Origin of the sequence: Halomonas sp. SH5A2 (genome assembly GCF_014263395.1) — a bacterium.
Classification (GTDB): domain Bacteria; phylum Pseudomonadota; class Gammaproteobacteria; order Pseudomonadales; family Halomonadaceae; genus Vreelandella.
This window is the reverse complement of the sequence record NZ_CP058321.1, coordinates 180,131-196,110: the sequence shown is the minus strand read 5'-3', so window position 1 is coordinate 196,110 and position 15,980 is coordinate 180,131. Positions and strand designations below refer to the sequence as shown.

At 57.1% G+C, this 15,980-nt stretch carries 25 protein-coding genes and 1 riboswitch; of the genes, 6 read left to right on the top strand and 19 right to left on the bottom strand.

Features of this window, described 5'->3' with window-relative positions:
* The first annotated feature begins 144 nt into the window (after window positions 1–144).
* Together ampC and HXW73_RS00990 are read left to right on the top strand one after the other, a co-directional pair.
* Window positions 145–1,317, top strand: coding sequence for a class C beta-lactamase (gene ampC / locus HXW73_RS00995; RefSeq protein WP_186254490.1), 1,173 nt, complete (start codon window positions 145–147; stop codon window positions 1,315–1,317).
* 87 nt (window positions 1,318–1,404) lie between these two features.
* A complete protein-coding gene (locus tag HXW73_RS00990) occupies window positions 1,405–2,085 on the top strand; it encodes a cupin domain-containing protein (protein ID WP_186254489.1) in 681 nt (226 codons plus the stop codon).
* On the opposite strand, the gene HXW73_RS00985 is transcribed toward HXW73_RS00990, so the two are convergent.
* Window positions 2,077–2,439 carry a DUF6164 family protein gene (locus tag HXW73_RS00985; RefSeq protein ID WP_186254488.1) on the bottom strand — a complete coding sequence of 121 codons (363 nt, stop codon included), beginning with the start codon at window positions 2,437–2,439 and terminating at the stop codon, window positions 2,077–2,079. The two genes, HXW73_RS00990 and HXW73_RS00985, sit on opposite strands and share 9 nt — an antisense overlap.
* A gap of 1 nt (window position 2,440) precedes the next feature.
* Entirely contained in the window at window positions 2,441–2,974 is a 534-nt protein-coding gene (gene gloA, locus HXW73_RS00980; protein WP_186254487.1) for a lactoylglutathione lyase, read from the bottom strand.
* A 250-nt stretch (window positions 2,975–3,224) separates the two neighbouring features.
* On the opposite strand from gloA, the gene HXW73_RS00975 reads away from it, so the two are divergent.
* The 4 genes from HXW73_RS00975 to thiE all read left to right on the top strand — a co-directional run bounded on the left by HXW73_RS00975 (window position 3,225) and on the right by thiE (window position 5,632).
* The gene (locus HXW73_RS00975) at window positions 3,225–3,599 is read left to right on the top strand and encodes a DUF2237 family protein (protein ID WP_066318507.1); all 375 of its coding nucleotides are present in this window, start codon (window positions 3,225–3,227) and stop codon (window positions 3,597–3,599) included.
* 108 nt (window positions 3,600–3,707) lie between these two features.
* Window positions 3,708–4,052, top strand: coding sequence for a hypothetical protein (locus HXW73_RS00970; RefSeq protein ID WP_186254486.1), 345 nt, complete (start codon window positions 3,708–3,710; stop codon window positions 4,050–4,052).
* Between the two features lie 48 nt (window positions 4,053–4,100).
* Window positions 4,101–4,197, top strand: a riboswitch (TPP riboswitch).
* A gap of 24 nt (window positions 4,198–4,221) precedes the next feature.
* Complete coding sequence (gene thiM / locus HXW73_RS00965; RefSeq protein ID WP_186254485.1) at window positions 4,222–5,031, top strand: hydroxyethylthiazole kinase; 810 nt, start codon at window positions 4,222–4,224, stop codon at window positions 5,029–5,031.
* On the top strand, window positions 5,021–5,632 hold the full coding sequence (gene thiE, locus HXW73_RS00960; RefSeq protein WP_186254484.1) for a thiamine phosphate synthase: 612 nt from the start codon (window positions 5,021–5,023) through the stop codon (window positions 5,630–5,632). The genes thiM and thiE overlap by 11 nt, the downstream gene beginning before the upstream one ends.
* Window positions 5,633–5,641: 9 nt before the next feature.
* On the opposite strand, the gene HXW73_RS00955 is transcribed toward thiE, so the two are convergent.
* The 17 genes from HXW73_RS00955 to rplE form a co-directional block, all read right to left on the bottom strand.
* Window positions 5,642–6,517, bottom strand: a complete 876-nt coding sequence (locus HXW73_RS00955; protein ID WP_240538680.1) for a DMT family transporter — start codon at window positions 6,515–6,517, stop codon at window positions 5,642–5,644.
* Between the two features lie 98 nt (window positions 6,518–6,615).
* Window positions 6,616–7,872 carry a D-alanyl-D-alanine carboxypeptidase gene (locus HXW73_RS00950; protein ID WP_240538679.1) on the bottom strand — a complete coding sequence of 419 codons (1,257 nt, stop codon included), beginning with the start codon at window positions 7,870–7,872 and terminating at the stop codon, window positions 6,616–6,618.
* Between the two features lie 231 nt (window positions 7,873–8,103).
* Window positions 8,104–8,490, bottom strand: a complete 387-nt coding sequence (rplQ, locus tag HXW73_RS00945; RefSeq protein ID WP_074397824.1) for a 50S ribosomal protein L17 — start codon at window positions 8,488–8,490, stop codon at window positions 8,104–8,106.
* 39 nt (window positions 8,491–8,529) lie between these two features.
* The gene (locus HXW73_RS00940; RefSeq protein ID WP_186254482.1) at window positions 8,530–9,525 is read right to left on the bottom strand and encodes a DNA-directed RNA polymerase subunit alpha; all 996 of its coding nucleotides are present in this window, start codon (window positions 9,523–9,525) and stop codon (window positions 8,530–8,532) included.
* A gap of 98 nt (window positions 9,526–9,623) precedes the next feature.
* Window positions 9,624–10,244, bottom strand: a complete 621-nt coding sequence (rpsD, locus tag HXW73_RS00935; protein WP_186254481.1) for a 30S ribosomal protein S4 — start codon at window positions 10,242–10,244, stop codon at window positions 9,624–9,626.
* 12 nt (window positions 10,245–10,256) lie between these two features.
* Window positions 10,257–10,643 (bottom strand): 30S ribosomal protein S11, encoded by a 387-nt coding sequence (rpsK, locus tag HXW73_RS00930; RefSeq protein ID WP_027337525.1) that lies wholly within the window; start codon window positions 10,641–10,643, stop codon window positions 10,257–10,259.
* Between the two features lie 52 nt (window positions 10,644–10,695).
* Window positions 10,696–11,052, bottom strand: coding sequence for a 30S ribosomal protein S13 (gene rpsM, locus HXW73_RS00925; RefSeq protein ID WP_066318529.1), 357 nt, complete (start codon window positions 11,050–11,052; stop codon window positions 10,696–10,698).
* Window positions 11,053–11,175: 123 nt separating this feature from the next.
* Window positions 11,176–11,289 carry a 50S ribosomal protein L36 gene (gene rpmJ / locus HXW73_RS00920; RefSeq protein ID WP_009099023.1) on the bottom strand — a complete coding sequence of 38 codons (114 nt, stop codon included), beginning with the start codon at window positions 11,287–11,289 and terminating at the stop codon, window positions 11,176–11,178.
* A gap of 29 nt (window positions 11,290–11,318) precedes the next feature.
* The gene (gene secY, locus HXW73_RS00915; protein ID WP_186254480.1) at window positions 11,319–12,650 is read right to left on the bottom strand and encodes a preprotein translocase subunit SecY; all 1,332 of its coding nucleotides are present in this window, start codon (window positions 12,648–12,650) and stop codon (window positions 11,319–11,321) included.
* The gene (gene rplO / locus HXW73_RS00910) at window positions 12,651–13,085 is read right to left on the bottom strand and encodes a 50S ribosomal protein L15 (protein WP_186254479.1); all 435 of its coding nucleotides are present in this window, start codon (window positions 13,083–13,085) and stop codon (window positions 12,651–12,653) included.
* 3 nt (window positions 13,086–13,088) lie between these two features.
* The gene (gene rpmD / locus HXW73_RS00905; RefSeq protein WP_186254478.1) at window positions 13,089–13,271 is read right to left on the bottom strand and encodes a 50S ribosomal protein L30; all 183 of its coding nucleotides are present in this window, start codon (window positions 13,269–13,271) and stop codon (window positions 13,089–13,091) included.
* A gap of 6 nt (window positions 13,272–13,277) precedes the next feature.
* Window positions 13,278–13,778, bottom strand: coding sequence for a 30S ribosomal protein S5 (gene rpsE / locus HXW73_RS00900; protein WP_186254477.1), 501 nt, complete (start codon window positions 13,776–13,778; stop codon window positions 13,278–13,280).
* A gap of 12 nt (window positions 13,779–13,790) precedes the next feature.
* On the bottom strand, window positions 13,791–14,141 hold the full coding sequence (gene rplR / locus HXW73_RS00895) for a 50S ribosomal protein L18 (RefSeq protein ID WP_066318549.1): 351 nt from the start codon (window positions 14,139–14,141) through the stop codon (window positions 13,791–13,793).
* A gap of 9 nt (window positions 14,142–14,150) precedes the next feature.
* Window positions 14,151–14,681 (bottom strand): 50S ribosomal protein L6, encoded by a 531-nt coding sequence (gene rplF, locus HXW73_RS00890; protein ID WP_186254476.1) that lies wholly within the window; start codon window positions 14,679–14,681, stop codon window positions 14,151–14,153.
* A 9-nt stretch (window positions 14,682–14,690) separates the two neighbouring features.
* Window positions 14,691–15,083: a 30S ribosomal protein S8 gene (rpsH, locus tag HXW73_RS00885; protein WP_066318553.1), complete on the bottom strand. Its 393-nt coding sequence runs from the start codon at window positions 15,081–15,083 to the stop codon at window positions 14,691–14,693.
* Between the two features lie 32 nt (window positions 15,084–15,115).
* The gene (rpsN, locus tag HXW73_RS00880; RefSeq protein ID WP_066318556.1) at window positions 15,116–15,421 is read right to left on the bottom strand and encodes a 30S ribosomal protein S14; all 306 of its coding nucleotides are present in this window, start codon (window positions 15,419–15,421) and stop codon (window positions 15,116–15,118) included.
* Window positions 15,422–15,431: 10 nt separating this feature from the next.
* On the bottom strand, window positions 15,432–15,971 hold the full coding sequence (gene rplE / locus HXW73_RS00875; RefSeq protein WP_085917617.1) for a 50S ribosomal protein L5: 540 nt from the start codon (window positions 15,969–15,971) through the stop codon (window positions 15,432–15,434).
* Window positions 15,972–15,980: the final 9 nt, after the last annotated feature.

Here is a 15,980-nt window from a genome sequence, read left to right as displayed (position 1 = left end):
CCCTAATTTTTCTAATGGCTTGGGCAAAATATCACTGTTTGTCACCCACGCGTGCCCACCGTATCTTAAGCCTATACCGGCTGGCGATAGCGCCCAGCCAACGGGCACTCACACTTTCATTCACAACGGCAACAGGATCTAGGTATGCACAGGATATTAGCAGCAAAAGCCGGCTTTATCATGACAGGTTCGCTTCTTTTCGCCAGCACTGCCTGGGCGCTTGAAGACGCTGACAAAGCAGATATTGAGGCACTGACGGACGACACGATCACCTCGCTCATGGCCGAGCACCGTATTCCAGGGATGTCAGTCGCGATTAGCATCAACGGCCAGCCATATTACTTTAATTATGGCGTTGCCGATCTGGAAGCGAAAACCCCGGTCACCGAAGAGACGCTGTTCGAGCTTGGTTCCGTCAGCAAGATTTTTACCGCTACGCTGGCGGCTTATGCGGCATCCAATGGCACCCTGTCGCTTTCTGATTCGGCCAGCCAGCACTTGCCGGCCCTTGAAGACAGCGCCTTCGATGAGGTCACCCTGCTGGAACTGGGCACCTACACAGCAGGTGAGCTTCCTCTGCAATTCCCGGAAGCGGTGCAAGATGAAGCGGCCATGGTGGGCTATTATCGCCAGTGGCAGCCTGAATCAACTCCCGGTAGCCATCGCCTCTACTCCAACCCGAGCATGGGTCTGTTCGGTTATCTCGCCGCGCAAAGCCTTGGCAAGCGGTTCGAGACGTTAATGCAGGAAGACCTGTTCGCACCGCTAGGGCTTGAGAACAGCTATTACCAGGTGCCAGACACGCAACAGCCGCATTACGCCTACGGTTACTCTCAAGACGACGAGCCGATCAGGGTGAATCCTGGCATGCTGGATGCCCAGGCCTACGGTTTGAAATCGACCGCGGCAGACGTGCTGACCTTTGTGGAAGCGAATATGGACGCTGCCGGGCTTGATGAATCACTCAGCCAAGCCATGGCGACTACGCGCACGGGTTACTTTGACGTCGGCAATATGACCCAGGGGCTGGGTTGGGAAAGCTACGCCTACCCGGTCGCCCTTGATGAGCTTATCCAGGGCAATTCGCTCGAAATGATACTCGAGGCCAATCCCGTCAGCCGCTTGAGCCCACCGCTGGCCCCTCGGCAGCAAGCGCTCTACAACAAGACCGGCTCCACCAATGGTTTTGGCGGCTATGTGGCGTTTGTGCCCAGCGAGCAGATCGGTATCGTGATGCTGGCAAACCGCAACTACCCCAATCAGGCGCGCATCGAGGCGGCTCATCAACTCCTTACCGCGCTGACCGACGGGCGCTGAGTGCAGGAACGGCATCAGCGAAAGTTGCATTTTTCGCTGTCGATAAGGAGACTAGCACCACTTCCTTTGCCTGCAAGAGTCAGCCCCATGCGTTTAAACGCCGACTTTACCCGCTTTGCCTGTGTGACACCGGAAGATTACCGCTGGGTGACCTCGCCCAGCGCTGGCGTCGAACGGATGATGCTCGACCGTATTGGCGACGAAGTCGCGCGCGCCACCAGCCTCGTCCGCTACGCCCCCAATAGCCAGTTTGACCCGCATATCCACGGGGGCGGCGAGGAGATTTTAGTGCTGGAGGGCGTGTTTGCCGACGAGTATGGCCGCTATGCCGCTGGCAGCTACTTAAGAAACCCCATCGGTACCGGCCATACGCCGCAAATTGGCGATGAAGGCGCGCTGATACTGGTCAAGCTGCACCAGTTCGACCAAAACGATGAGTTGCAGCTTGCCGTCCCTGCCCACCGCCTGCCCTGGCAACCGGACCGTCGCCCTGGCATTAGCTACAAGATGCTACACACGTTTAAACAAGAGCGGGTCAGCCTGGAACACTGGGAGGCTGGTCAGGCCATTGAGTATCCGGTGCTAGCGGGTGGGCTTGAGTTTTTCGTGCTGGAGGGCACCCTGAGCGACGGTGACCGCGAATACACCGCCGGGAGTTGGTGCCGCTACCCCAGCGGCATGGCGCTGACCCTCACAGCCGGGGAAAACGGTGTGCAGATGTATCTCAAACGCGGCCACCTACCGCCTGTGCAGGACGATTCAGCCTAGTGCCAGAAAGGGCAACAGCGTTAACGCCACCAGCAATACGATGGCGACGCCCACCAGCGTGATTTGCACGGGGTGGGCACTAAAACGCCGCCATAGGGTGGACGCATCGCCCCGTGCGAGCGCCTCGTGGTGTTCTTGCCTGGCCCGCGCCTGGCGTTCGGCCTGATACTCGGCCATCAGCGCATTGGCGTCCTCAAGCTGGCTTAAATCACGCAGCCAGATGGCATCTACGCCCAGTCGAAAGAAGCCAGCCTGTGTCTCGTAAGTATCCATGCCGTGGGCATCGAGTAACTGACGGACCTCCATGGCTTCTTCGTCGGTCACGTGGCGCAGACGAAACAGCAAATGCGCCATGCTAATCGCCCTTGCCGGCCATCAGATCCGCTTGAATCACTTCAATCCAGTAGCCATCCGGGTCTTTAACGAAAATCACATCTTGCATCTTGCCCTGATCGGCACGCTTGACGAAGGTGACGTCGTGCTCGTCAAACCACGCCTGCGCCGCCGTCAGATCGGGCACGCTGAAGCAGATATGGCCAAACCCCTGAGGCTCCGCGTTGCCATCGTGGTAGGCAAAGCCGTCCTGGTTTTCCGTGCCCCAGTTGTGGGTCAGCTCTAAAAGGCCCTTCTGGCTGAATGTCCAGGCGGTTCTTGCCTGCGTTTCTTCAGGAACTTGATCGCCGTCTTCCAGATTAGCCAGAAAGTAGAGTGAGAATTGCATTTCTTCAAAATCAAGCCGACGCATCACCTGCATGCCAAACACCTGTGAATAAAACGCCAGCGCACGCTCGGGGTCCTTGACCCGCAACATGGTGTGGTTCAGGCGGAATCCCTGGGTTTGCTTGGGTGCAGGGGCAACCCCTGGATGCTGCTCACCTTGGAACGACATGCGCTATCTCCTTTGACGTATCGGTTACTTTGTACAAGGCTGTAGAATCCTGGCTACCAGTCTTTAGAGACAGTCTGTACCAATAGCCTCTAACGACAGTTTTTAACAACTGTCTTTAACAAGAGTCTTTAACAAGAGTCTTTAACAAACATCGTGACTCGCCCTCATGGCTCACCAAGATGATCGGTGTCTATCGTTTCATCATGAGGGCAGTCTGACAAAATACCAGCCCTTGCGCTAAGGAGGCCTTATGGCCCGCGATCTCAATGTGCTGGGTGAACCGCTCACCCCGTGCTGCCATGACCCCAAAACCGGCTTTTACCGCGATGGATTTTGTCGTGTGGGAGCGGATGATGTGGGCGTTCACTCAGTATGCGCCATGCTGACGGAAGAGTTTCTGGCCTTTTCGCTGGCGCAGGGCAACGACTTGGTAACACCACGGCCTGAATTTGGCTTTCCCGGCCTGCAGCCCGGCGACCGTTGGTGTCTGTGCGCGTCACGCTGGTTGGAAGCCGCCGAGGTGGGCTTGGCACCTCCCGTCGTCTTATCCGGCACTAACCAGAAAACCCTCGACATCATCGGCCTGGACACTTTACGCCAGCACGCCCTGGACGCCGTGCATTGATGGGGTTGCGCCTTGGATATTCTGTGCAAACATCCTACACTTCCATTATAAATTTTATACACCTCATCAGTTGATCCCCACCGGACGGGTATCCCAAAGGAGTAGGTCATGACCTCGATTGATATGACCCTTGGCGATCACATCACCTTGAAGCAGCTTTCCCAGGCGCTCCGCAACGGCTTCTCGCCGATTGTGGAGGTTGAATCAATGGACGGCATCTATAAGGTCCGCTTTCACCACGCCAATGGGGTGTCTGATTTATCCAATGCCGAGGGGCATGTCAGCACCTTTCTGGGTACTGGCGAAATCCGCGATACCCTGGGTGCATTAGGCTTGACCCATGGTGTACTTACCTTTGCCGATCAGTGCGGGGACGAAATGATTGGCGTTGAGGGGAAAGCCATGACGCCAGATGAAATGCTCGCCTACGGCACACGTATCTCGTTTCGTTAAACGAGCCTCTCCAGGGCTTTACAGACCCGCCAAAGCCACGGATAGTATGTTCAACGACAGGGGCGCTCGTCATAGAACGGGCTGAGAAGCACCCTTATAACCTGAACCGGCTAATACCGGCGTAGGGAGTCGTGGTGCCCTGTCACCACCTCCCTGCCGGGAGGACTCCATGACTATCCCCACCTTTGGCGACAGCTTGACGGCGCTGCGCGATGCCACTCCGCTTATTCACTGCATCACCAATTATGTCGCGATGAACAGCACTGCCAATGTGCTGCTGGCCACCGGGGCGTCACCTGCCATGCTGCATGCCACCCAGGAAGTGTCTGAATTCGTCGCGCTAGCCGATGCGCTGTCGGTCAATATCGGGACGCTTTCATCGCCCTGGGCGGAGTCCATGCTGCTTGCCGCTCGCACGGCACGCGAGCACAACACGCCCTGGGTGCTGGACCCCGTCGCCGTCGGTGCGACCCGTTATCGCCAGACGGTCTGCGCAGACCTGTTGGCCCTTCAGCCCAGCGTCATTCGTGGCAACGCCTCTGAAATACTGGCGCTCAATGGACTGGCCCACCAGGGCCGAGGGGTTGATGCCACCGCGTCGACCGACGATGCCATAACGGCCGCCATGGCATTGGCCGAGCGGCAACAGTGTATCGTCGCCATGACCGGAGAACGGGACAGAGTAACCGACGGGAAAGCATGCTACACGATCAATGGCGGCCATCCTTTGATGCCCCGAGTCACGACGTTAGGCTGCGGGCTTAGCGCGCTGGTAGCCGCGTTTGTCGCCGCCAACCCGGACGAGCCGCTAAATGCCAGCAGTGCCGCCGTGGCGTGCTTTGCGGCAGCCGGTGAACGTGCCGGGGAGACCGCCAAGGGGCCGGGCAGCTTTTACGTTGCCTTATTGGATGCGCTTTATCAGCTCACCCCTGATGAGCTTAACCACTTCGCCCGGCGGGAGGTCAGCGATGTCCTTTGATCTGTCACTCTACCTGGTCACCGACGCGACGCTTTGCCAGCACCATGGCCTCGAGCGTACCGTCATAGAGGCTGTCCGCGGCGGTGTCAGCATGGTGCAACTGCGCGACAAGCAGGCAAGCGATGCGCAGATGATCGACCAGGCGCGGCGCCTGAAAGCCCTCCTGGCCGGCAGCGGAGTGGCGTTGATCATCAACGATCGCCTTGAGGTGGCCCTTGCCAGCCAGGCCGATGGGCTGCATGTCGGTCAGAGCGATACCACGGTTCGCCAGGCCCGGGCCGCGATGGGGCCACAGGCCATATTGGGGCTCTCGATCAACACCGTGGAGCAACTTCATGACGCGCCCACAGATCAGCTTGACTACGTTGGCATCGGGCCGATTTTTGCCACTCCCAGCAAACAGGATCACGCCCAACCGATAGGCTTTGGCGGCCTTGCCTCCTTGATCAAGGATTGCCCGCTACCCAGCGTGGCGATCGGCGGGCTTAATGCCAGCCACGTGAATGCGATACGGCGAGCCGGCGCTGACGGGCTGGCGGTCATCTCTGCGATATGCGGGCAGCCCGACCCCGAGGCGGCAGCTCGCGCCTTCCAGCGATAATAGCCGGCACTAGGCGGTTGGGCGGCGCTTCAAGGTGGTACGCCGGTCATGATAGGCAATCGCCAGGCCGCTCGCCATGATCAAGGCGCTGCCTACCCATACCCAGAGGTCGGGCAGTTCGCCCCAGAACCACCAGCCGAGCAGCACTGCCCAGAGCATGGCGGTGTAATCAAACGGGGCAGCTATCGCCGCCGGCGTGAAACGAAACGCCAGGGTAATAAACGCCGTCGCGCCCACACCCAGCACGCCAGACGCCAAAAACCCCAGCCAGTGCCAGGGCAGCGGCGTCTGCCAAACCCAAGGCAAGGTCAGCCCCGTCACCACCAAGGGCACAGAAGTCATGTAGAACAGCATCGCCCAAAGGTGCTCACGGCCCCCGTAGCGGCGTGCGGTAATCATCATCAGGGCATAGAACAGTGCCGCCCCCACCAGCACCAGGGCGCCCAGTTGAAAGGCATCGCTATTAGGACGAACAATAATCAACACGCCGACAAACCCCACCAGTGAGGCAATAAGCACCGGTGGTTCAATACGCTCTCCTAACAACGGCACCGACAGCACGGTGACAAACAACGGCGCGACGAAGGCTATCGCCGTGGCTTCGGCCAGCGGTAATAGCGTTAAACCCCATACGAAACAGGCCATGGTGGCGGTATAGATCAACCCGCGTAACAAATGCACGCCCGGGCGCCGGGTCTGCAGCTTGCGCAAGCCACCGGCAAAGTGGGCAAGCAGGGCAATCAGCGGTAGCGAGACCAGCGCCCGAAAGAAGATGATCTGCAGTGGCGAATGCACCTCACCTAACCACTTGGAGACGGCGTCCCCCAGTGCCAGGAACAGCACGCCCGTACACATGCAGAGTATGCCTTTCAGCGACGTCGTCACCGCAGTCTCCTTTTTTTATTGCCTAGCTAAAATTAATTACCTAAAAAGTAAAAACCCCGCCAAAAAGCCTTTGGCGGGGTTTTTGGCACTTTTCTGCGCTATAGGCTTGCATTGACGACCATGCAGTCCATTCCCCGCGAGCGCAACTGTTCGCATGCCTGGCGCGCCTGTTGCTCTTCCAGCGCCATCAGCCGGGCGCGAAATATCGGGCTTTGGCCTACCGAGGTGTCTATCGCCACCTGACCGTCGAGGTCGCGGGGCAAGTACCTGGCGGCTTCACGTGCATAGCGCTGGGCTTGATCTTCCTGACTGAAAGCGCCCACCTGGATACCCCAGCCACCTGCCGCACGAGACGCCATGGCACGTTCACGGTCGATAAAGGCCTGCAACGGATCCGCTTGCGGCTCAGGGTCTTGCGTTGCTGCGTTAGGCGGCTCGAACGGGGCAGTTTCAGGCGAGTAAGACGCCACCACGGGTGATGATTCAACCGGTGCGGGTGTTGGCGTCGGCGAAGGTGTGGGCGTGTGTGAAGGTGTTGGCGCAAAGGCCATGTATTCGGCAGAAAAATCAAGGTCGGCCATCCAGTTAGACTTATCCAGAAGGGCAGCACGAGTAAAACTTCGATCCAGCAGATTGGCCATGTGCTTATCCCGCGACTGGGCGGTAAAGCCACCCATCACGATGGCCATCAAGCGACGATCCCCGCGCTTGGCCGTGGTGATCACGTTGAAGCCTGAAGCACGGATAAAACCGGTTTTCAGGCCATCTGCACCGGGATAGTCACGTACCAGTCGGTTGTGGCTAGTGTGCCGGGTGCCGCGATAAGTAAACGCCTGCAGACCAAAATAATGATAATAGTCAGGGAAGTCCTGCATCACGCGAACCGCAAGCGTGACCATGTCGCGTGCTGTCGTAATCTGCCGGTCATCGGGAAGCCCAGAGGCATTGCGGAAGGTGGTATTGCGCATCCCCAGCTCGCGGGCTTTTTCGGTCATCAACTGGGCAAAGCGACGTTCGCTACCACCCAACGCCTCCGCCATGACGACCGCTACGTCATTGGCTGAGCGCACGGCGAGCGCCCGAATGGCTTCATCGACCAGAATCGAGCTGCCAGGGGACAGCCATAACTTTGTTGCGGGCATGGACGCCGCCTGTGACGATACCGGCAGCGGCTGATCCAGCTGCAATCGCCCTTCTTCAAGCGCTTCAAAGGCCAGATAGAGGGTCATGATCTTGGTCAGCGAGGCTGGGTAGCGACGCGCATCCGCGTTTTCCGAATACAGTACCTCGCCTTCATCGAGGTCGACCACCATACCGGCATAGCGGGGGTTAGCCGCTTGAAGAGGCAGTGCCATAACAATGCACAACATCCCTATCAAAAGCGATGCTGCTCTGATGGATGCGCCTCGCCGACATTGTCTCGCTATCATACGTCCCCCTAACATTTTGTTTTATACCACCACGATACTTGCCTTTGTCTCAGGCTAATGCCCTGAGTATATACGTTGAACGGCTTATACGGCGATATAAAAAAACCGACCCACAAGGGGTCGGTTTTGGTATTGAAAAGGTGCAGCAAAAGCGAATTACTCTTCTGCAACGGCCTCTTCAACCACCGGACGATCGACAAGCTCAACGAATGCCATAGGCGCGTTGTCGCCGGTGCGATAACCGCACTTGAGAATACGGACGTAACCGCCCGGACGCTCGGCGTAACGCGGACCCAACTCGTTGAACAGTTTGCCGACGGCTTCTTTAGAGCGCGTGCGGGCAAATGCCAAACGGCGGTTGGCAACGCTATCCTGCTTAGACAAGGTGATCAGCGGCTCGATAACGCGACGCAGCTCCTTGGCTTTGGGCAGGGTTGTCTTGATAACTTCATGTTCGACCAGCGAGACAGACATGTTCTTGAACATGGCCTGCCGATGCGAGCTGGTACGATTCAGATGACGACCACTCTTACGATGACGCATGGTTGTAATTCCTTACCAAACTGGGACTCGAGTCGACACTCACGCGGAGGCCTTGTCGTCCTTCAGGCTAGCCGGCGGCCAATTTTCCAACCGCATGCCGAGGGACAAGCCGCGCGCCGCCAATACATCCTTGATTTCATTCAAGGACTTTTTACCGAGGTTCGGGGTCTTCAACAGCTCAACTTCAGTGCGCTGAATCAGATCACCAATATAATAGATATTCTCGGCTTTCAGGCAGTTCGCGCTGCGAACGGTCAACTCAAGATCGTCTACGGGGCGCAATAGGATCGGATCAACGTGATCCTCTTCCTCTTCGACTTCCTGCTCTTTATCTGCTTCCAGGTCGACGAAGGCGGCCAGCTGCTCTTGCAGGATGGTCGCACTGCGGCGGATAGCCTCTTCCGGATCCAGGGTACCGTCGGTTTCCAAGTCGATAATCAGCTTATCGAGGTCGGTCCGCTGTTCGACACGAGCAGCTTCGACCGCGTAGGAAACACGGCGGACAGGGCTGAAGGTAGCATCCAGCTGCAGGCGGCCAATAGCACGGGACTCTTCATCAGAGCCACGGGCGTCAGCCGGTTCGTAGCCACGACCCATCGCTACCTTAAGCTGAATCTTCAGCTCGGCACCTTCATTGACGTGCGCAATGACGTGGTCCGGGTTGACGATTTCGACGCTATGATCAAGCGCAATGTCGCCAGCGGTGACGACGGCTGGGCCCTGCTTGTTCAGCGAGAGCACCGCCTCATCGCGGCTGTGCATCTTGATCGCAACATCTTTCAAGTTCAGGAGGATTTCAATGACATCTTCCTGCACCCCTTCGAGAGCACTATATTCGTGCTCGACACCCGCAATCTCAGCCTCTACCACGGCACAGCCGGGCATGGATGAAAGCAGAATGCGACGCAGTGCATTCCCCAGGGTGTGACCAAAGCCGCGCTCGAACGGTTCGAGAACGATTTTGGCATGATGTGCGCTGATTTCTTCGACCTTGATGTCACGAGGACGGAGAAACTCTGTCACTGAACGCTGCATATGAACACCTTTCAGGCTGCCAAACGGATACTTGATACTCGGTACGACCTGGCGCTGGCGTTAGACCGGCACCAAGTCGACAAGAAACAGAAAACTGCTTACTTGGAGTACAGCTCGACGATCAGGTTTTCGTTGATGTCGGCAGACAGGTCACCGCGTTCAGGCAGAGCCTTGAAAGTGCCTTCCATCTTCTTGGCGTCGGTTTCGATCCACGCCACATCACCACGGTTGGCCGCAATGGACAACGCGTTTTGAATGCGAGCCTGGTTCTTCGCCTTTTCGCGAATGGAAACAACGTCACCCGGCTTCACTTGGTAGGAAGCTACGTTAACGCTGCGACCGTTCACGCTAATCGCCTTGTGGCTGACCAGCTGACGCGCTTCAGAGCGAGTCGAGCCGAAGCCCATACGGTAGACGACGTTATCCAGTCGGGATTCGAGCAACTGCAACAAAACTTCACCGGTCGCGCCTTTCAGGCGAGCGGCTTCTTTGTAGTAGTTACGGAACTGCTTTTCGAGTACGCCGTACATACGACGCACTTTTTGCTTCTCGCGAAGCTGCAAGCCGTAGTCTGAAAGACGTTGACGGCGCTGGCCGTGTACACCCGGAATCTGCTCGGATTTACACTTCTTCTCGAAGGGAGTCACGCCACTCTTCAAAAAGAGATCGGTGCCTTCACGACGAGACAGTTTGCACTTCGGTCCAATATAACGAGCCATGAATCTGTCTCCTTAAACGCGGCGTTTCTTCGGCGGACGGCAGCCATTATGGGGGATGGGCGTCGCGTCGATAATGCTTTGCACGCGGAAGCCGGCGGCATTCAGTGCGCGCACGGCGGATTCACGACCGGGTCCTGGGCCTTTGACCAGCACGTCGACATTTTTCACACCATACTCGGCTGCAGCCGTTGCTGCACGTTCACTTGCCACTTGAGCAGCGAACGGGGTGCTCTTGCGAGAACCACGAAAACCCGAACCACCGGCAGTCGCCCATGACAGAGCGTTGCCCTGGCGGTCTGTGATCGTCACGATCGTGTTGTTAAAAGAGGCATGGATATGCGCTACGGCATCCACTACCTGCTTTTTAACCTTTTTACGGTTACTACGCGGGTTAGCCATGTTGATGTCTATTCCTGTCTTTACGCCGACTCTCTATTAAAGAGCCTGCGTGTTATTTGCGGATCGGCTTACGCGGGCCCTTACGGGTACGCGCGTTAGTCTTAGTCCGCTGACCACGCAGCGGAAGACTACGACGATGACGCAGACCACGGAAACAACCTAAGTCCATGAGACGCTTAATATTAAGCGTAACATCACGACGAAGGTCGCCCTCTACGGTGTACTTACCAACTTCAGAACGCAGGGTGTCGACTTCGTCAGAAGACAGGTCCTGGATCTTGGCAGTCGGCGCGATACCGGCAGCAACACAGATGTGCTCTGCACGTGTACGGCCAATCCCGAAGATATAGGTCAGCGAGATCGCCGCATGCTTGTTGTCCGGGATATTGACGCCTGCAATACGGGCCATCAGCTTACTCCGAAATTTGAGCGGCTTGCTCGTTAATCATCTTTAAAAGGCGCAACAGCATACCCCCTTTGTACACCCGAAGGCAAGGGGTATGCCGGCACCCGCTTAATACAGACCAGGCAATTAACCCTGGCGCTGCTTGTGCCGCGGTTCGATGCAGATGACGCGGACTGCGCCATTGCGACGAATGATCTTGCAGTTACGGCACATTTTCTTTACGGAAGCTCGAACTTTCATCGTTCTCTCCAATACGGACGGCAGGCGCCTTAGCGCATGATGCCGCCACTACCGTAGCCTTTCAGGTTGGACTTCTTCATCACTGAGTCATATTGATGCGACATGAGATGCGACTGCACCTGGGCCATGAAGTCCATGATGACCACTACCACGATCAACAGCGAGGTACCGCCAAAGAAGAACGGCACGTTCCACGCTACGATCAGGAACTGGGGCATCAGGGAAACCGCAGTGATGTACAAGGCACCAAACAACGTTAAACGCGTCATGACCTTGTCAATATAGCGAGCGGTCTGCTCGCCAGGACGAATACCCGGCAGGAAAGCACCTGACTTTTTCAGATTGTCAGCCACATCCTTGGGGTTGAAGACCAGCGCTGTGTAAAAGAAGCAGAAGAATACCACTGCCGCCCCAAAAAGCAAGATGTAAAGCGGTTGGCCGGGGCCTAATGCTTGCGAAGCACGCTGCAACCACTCCATACCTTCGCCTGACCCAACCCATTGGCCAATCGAGGCCGGGAAGAGCAGGATACTGGAAGCGAAGATGGCCGGAATAACACCCGCCATGTTCACTTTCAGTGGCAGGTAGCTGCTTTGCCCTGCATACATCTTGTTGCCGACCTGGCGTCGCGGGTAATTCACTTTAAGGCGGCGTTGACCGCGTTCAATGAACACCACGAACGCAACAGTCGCGATACCCAGTGCCGATAGCGCTAACAGTGGCAGTACGTTCCAGGCCCCTTCGTTGCGAGCCAATTCAAACGCCTGACCTGCCGCACTGGGCAGCCCAGCCACAATACCGGCGAAGATCAGCAACGAAATACCGTTGCCAATGCCTTTTTCGGTAATTTGCTCACCTAGCCACATCATGAATACCGCGCCCGATACGAACGTAATCACGGCGGTAAAATAGAAGCTGAAGTCAGCGGTGTACGCGATACCCTGGCTAGCCAGACCGACAGACATACCGACAGCCTGAATAAACGCCAGCAGCACCGTGCCGTAGCGGGTGTACTGGCTAATCTTGCGGCGGCCGGCCTCGCCTTCCTTCTTGAGCTGTTCAAGATGGGGAGAGACCGCAGTCATCAGCTGCATGATAATCGACGCCGAAATATAGGGCATTATGCCCAGGGCGAGGACACTCATGCGCTCCAGCGCACCACCTGAGAACATGTTGAACATGCCCAGAATGGTGCCCTGTTGCTCCCTGAACAAGGCAGCAAGCTGGTCAGGATTGATACCGGGAACGGGAATGTGGGCACCAATACGGTACACCACGATGGCGAGGAGCACGAAGCGCAAACGCGCCCACAGTTCACTCAGACCGCTGCCCATCGCCGGCATGTTTCCTGACTTGGCCATTTAGTCCTCTACCTTGCCGCCAGCGGCTTCGATCGCTTCACGGGCACCTTTGGTGACCTTGATTCCGCGAACGGTAACCGCTTTTTTCAGTTCGCCAGAAAGGATGATCTTCGCGTGTAGCGTTGCATCCTTCAGCACGTTTGCCTGCTTCAGCGTCTCGAGCGTTACCTCTTCGCCGGCCACTTGGGCCAGCTCAGCTAGGCGAACTTCTTCCGAGACCATCGACTTGGCCGAGGTAAAACCAAACTTCGGCAGACGACGCTGCAACGGCATCTGACCGCCTTCGAAACCTGGCTTAACAGTACCGCCACTACGTGCTTTCTGGCCTTTGTGGCCTCGGCCACCGGTCTTGCCCAGACCAGAGCCGATACCACGACCAACGCGCTTTGCAGCGTGTTTAGAGCCCGCTGCCGGGCTCAAGGTATTGAGTTTCATGGATTACTCTCCCTCAACGCGCACAAGGTAGTTTACCTTGTGGATCATGCCGCGCACGGCAGGGGTGTCTTCCAGCTCAACCGAATGACCGATGCGACGCAGACCCAGGCCGTTGATAGTGGCCTTGTGCTTGGGCTGAACGCCGATGGTGCTGCGGATCTGGGTAACCTTGATCGTTGCTGCCATGGTGCCTTACCCCGTGATCGCTTCGATAGACAGACCGCGCTTGGCGGCCACGTCATCCGGTGCTTGCATGGAAGCGAGACCTTTCACAGTCGCTCGCACCACGTTGACCGGGTTGGTGGAACCGTAGCACTTGGCCAGTACGTCATGGACACCAGCGAGCTCCAGTACGGAGCGCATGGCGCCACCGGCGATAATGCCGGTACCTTCAGAAGCCGGCTGCATGTATACCTTGGAAGCACCGTGACGGGCTTTAACCGGGTATTGCAGCGTATGGCCTGAAAGATTGACCTTGACCATGTTGCGACGAGCTTGGTCCATGGCTTTCTGAATCGCGATCGGCACTTCACGCGCCTTGCCACGACCGAAACCAACACGACCTTTACCATCGCCAACGACGGTCAGTGCGGTGAAGCCGAAAATACGACCACCTTTGACCACCTTGGCGACGCGGTTAACCTGCACAAGTTTTTCCTGCAGATCACCGCTTTGCTGTTCGTTCTTCGCCATCGTAAAAACCCTTTAGAATTCCAGGCCGCCTTCACGCGCGGCGTCGGCCAGAGCCTTGACGCGACCGTGATACTTAAAGCCAGCACGATCGAAGGCCACCTGGGTGATGCCTGCTTCTTTAGCGCGTTCGGCAATCAGTTCGCCAACCTTCGTGGCGGCTTCCGAGTTACCAGTCGCACCCTCGCGCAGTGCTTTGTCTAGCGTAGATGCGCTAGCCAACACTTTGCCACCATCCGGCGAGATAATCTGCGCATAGATGTGACGCGGGGTACGGTTGACGCACAGGCGATACACGCCCAGCTCGCGGATCTTGGCGCGAGCACGGCGGGCACGACGGAGACGAGATTCTTTCTTCGCGTTCATAACCCTGCCTTACTTCTTCTTGGCTTCTTTGCGACGCACCTGCTCGTCGGCGTACCGAACACCCTTGCCTTTATACGGCTCAGGGGGACGGAAGGCGCGGATTTCCGCGGCGCACTGACCGAGCTGCTGCTTGTCCGCGCTTTTCAGCACGATCACGGTGTTTTTCGGCGTTTCCGCTGAGACACCTTCAGGCAGTTCGTAGTCGACCGGGTGCGAGAAGCCCAGTGAAAGATTGAGCGTCTGGCCCTTTACTTGGGCACGATAACCGACGCCAACAATTTCGAGAGTTCGTGTAAAACCCTCGGATACGCCCGTCACCAGGTTCTGAACCAAGGCGCGGGTAGTACCGGCCATTGCCCAGCTCTTGGCAGATTCACTCGGGGCGAAGGTCAGCTGGCCATCTTCTTGACCCACCACCACATCGTGGTGAATGGTCATTGATAGCGTGCCCTGGCCGCCCTTGGCGGTCAGCTGGTCGGCATCGATTTTAATCTCAACGCCGGCAGGCACTTTAACCGGATATTTCGCTATGCGGGACATTCCAGCCTCCTAGAATACGGTGCAGATGACTTCGCCACCAACACCCGCCTGGCGAGCGGCACGATCGGTCATCACCCCATTAGAGGTGGTAACGATCGCAATACCCAGACCATCGGCGACCTTAGGCAGGTTGTCCTTGCCCATATAACGGCGCAAAGACGGCTTGGAAACCCGCTGGATATGGTCGATAACCGGCTTGCCCTCAAAGTACTTGAGGGTCACGGTTAATTCGGGCTTGGTGCTTTCAGCCACCGTGAAATCGGTGATGTAGCCCTCTTCTTTCAGCACGCGGGCCACTTCCACTTTCAGCTTGGAAGACGGCATGGAGACCGTCTCTTTGGTGGCCATCTGCGCATTGCGGATACGGGTAAACATATCCGCCAGAGTGTCTTGCATGCTCATTTAATGTGCGCTCCTGATGATTCTACGTGGCGTTACCAGCTGGACTTTTTCAGACCAGGAACGTCGCCACGCATGGCGGCTTCACGCAGCTTGTTACGGCCGAGGCCGAACTTGTTGTAAAAACCGTGCGGACGGCCTGTGACGCGGCAGCGGTTACGCTGGCGCACCGGGCTTGAGTCGCGCGGCAGTTGCTGCAGCTTCAGCGTCGCCTCGAAGCGATCTTCCTCAGAAGCGTTCACATCTACGATGATTGCTTTGAGCTCAGCGCGCTTGGCCGCGTACTTCTCGACCAATTTGGTGCGCTTGAGCTCACGCTCTACCATGCTTTTTTTAGCCATGATCCAACCCTTATTTCTTGAACGGGAAGTTCAGCGCGGTTAATAGCGCGCGACCTTCCTCGTCGGTGTTGGCGGTAGTGGTGATAGTGACGTCCAACCCACGGATACGATCGATCTTATCATACTCGATCTCCGGGAAGATGATCTGCTCACGCACACCCATGGAGTAGTTGCCGCGACCGTCGAAGGACTTCGGGTTGAGACCACGGAAGTCACGCACGCGAGGAATCGCGATGTTGACCAGACGGTCCAGGAAGTCCCACATACGCTCAGCGCGCAGTGTTACCTTGATCCCGATCGGCCAACCTTCACGCACCTTGAAGCCCGCGATGGACTTGCGTGCCTTGGTCACCAGCGGCTTTTGACCGGACAACATCTCCAGGTCGCCGATGGCATTGTCGATCAGCTTTTTATCGCTGACCGCATCGCCGATACCCATATTAAGCGTCACTTTCGTGATGCGGGGTACCTGCATTACGTTGGCGTAGCTGAACTGCTCTTTGAGCTGTGCTACGACCTCGTTTTGATAACGTTCTTTCAAGTTCGCCATTTTGCTACC

Excerpts from the sequence above, each read along its gene's own strand:
- HXW73_RS00990 (WP_186254489.1), top strand. The coding sequence starts at position 1,405 with ATGCGTTTAAACGCCGACTTTACCCGCTTTGCCTGTGTGACACCGGAA.
- HXW73_RS00970 (WP_186254486.1), top strand. The coding sequence starts at position 3,708 with ATGACCTCGATTGATATGACCCTTGGCGATCACATCACCTTGAAGCAG.
- rpsH (WP_066318553.1), bottom strand. The coding sequence starts at position 15,083 with ATGAGCATGCAAGACACTCTGGCGGATATGTTTACCCGTATCCGCAAT.
- rpsM (WP_066318529.1), bottom strand. The coding sequence starts at position 11,052 with ATGGCCCGTATTGCAGGCGTCAATATCCCGGACAACAAGCATGCGGCG.
- HXW73_RS00950 (WP_240538679.1), bottom strand. The coding sequence starts at position 7,872 with ATGGCACTGCCTCTTCAAGCGGCTAACCCCCGCTATGCCGGTATGGTG.
- secY (WP_186254480.1), bottom strand. The coding sequence starts at position 12,650 with ATGGCCAAGTCAGGAAACATGCCGGCGATGGGCAGCGGTCTGAGTGAA.
- rplO (WP_186254479.1), bottom strand. The coding sequence starts at position 13,085 with ATGAAACTCAATACCTTGAGCCCGGCAGCGGGCTCTAAACACGCTGCA.
- HXW73_RS00940 (WP_186254482.1), bottom strand. The coding sequence starts at position 9,525 with ATGCAGCGTTCAGTGACAGAGTTTCTCCGTCCTCGTGACATCAAGGTC.
- rpsD (WP_186254481.1), bottom strand. The coding sequence starts at position 10,244 with ATGGCTCGTTATATTGGACCGAAGTGCAAACTGTCTCGTCGTGAAGGC.
- thiM (WP_186254485.1), top strand. The coding sequence starts at position 4,222 with ATGACTATCCCCACCTTTGGCGACAGCTTGACGGCGCTGCGCGATGCC.
- rplE (WP_085917617.1), bottom strand. The coding sequence starts at position 15,971 with ATGGCGAACTTGAAAGAACGTTATCAAAACGAGGTCGTAGCACAGCTC.
- thiE (WP_186254484.1), top strand. The coding sequence starts at position 5,021 with ATGTCCTTTGATCTGTCACTCTACCTGGTCACCGACGCGACGCTTTGC.
- rpmJ (WP_009099023.1), bottom strand. The coding sequence starts at position 11,289 with ATGAAAGTTCGAGCTTCCGTAAAGAAAATGTGCCGTAACTGCAAGATC.
- HXW73_RS00975 (WP_066318507.1), top strand. The coding sequence starts at position 3,225 with ATGGCCCGCGATCTCAATGTGCTGGGTGAACCGCTCACCCCGTGCTGC.
- gloA (WP_186254487.1), bottom strand. The coding sequence starts at position 2,974 with ATGTCGTTCCAAGGTGAGCAGCATCCAGGGGTTGCCCCTGCACCCAAG.
- rpsE (WP_186254477.1), bottom strand. The coding sequence starts at position 13,778 with ATGGCGAAGAACGAACAGCAAAGCGGTGATCTGCAGGAAAAACTTGTG.
- rpmD (WP_186254478.1), bottom strand. The coding sequence starts at position 13,271 with ATGGCAGCAACGATCAAGGTTACCCAGATCCGCAGCACCATCGGCGTT.
- rpsK (WP_027337525.1), bottom strand. The coding sequence starts at position 10,643 with ATGGCTAACCCGCGTAGTAACCGTAAAAAGGTTAAAAAGCAGGTAGTG.
- rplR (WP_066318549.1), bottom strand. The coding sequence starts at position 14,141 with ATGAACGCGAAGAAAGAATCTCGTCTCCGTCGTGCCCGCCGTGCTCGC.
- ampC (WP_186254490.1), top strand. The coding sequence starts at position 145 with ATGCACAGGATATTAGCAGCAAAAGCCGGCTTTATCATGACAGGTTCG.
- rplF (WP_186254476.1), bottom strand. The coding sequence starts at position 14,681 with ATGTCCCGCATAGCGAAATATCCGGTTAAAGTGCCTGCCGGCGTTGAG.
- rplQ (WP_074397824.1), bottom strand. The coding sequence starts at position 8,490 with ATGCGTCATCGTAAGAGTGGTCGTCATCTGAATCGTACCAGCTCGCAT.
- HXW73_RS00985 (WP_186254488.1), bottom strand. The coding sequence starts at position 2,439 with ATGGCGCATTTGCTGTTTCGTCTGCGCCACGTGACCGACGAAGAAGCC.
- rpsN (WP_066318556.1), bottom strand. The coding sequence starts at position 15,421 with ATGGCTAAAAAAAGCATGGTAGAGCGTGAGCTCAAGCGCACCAAATTG.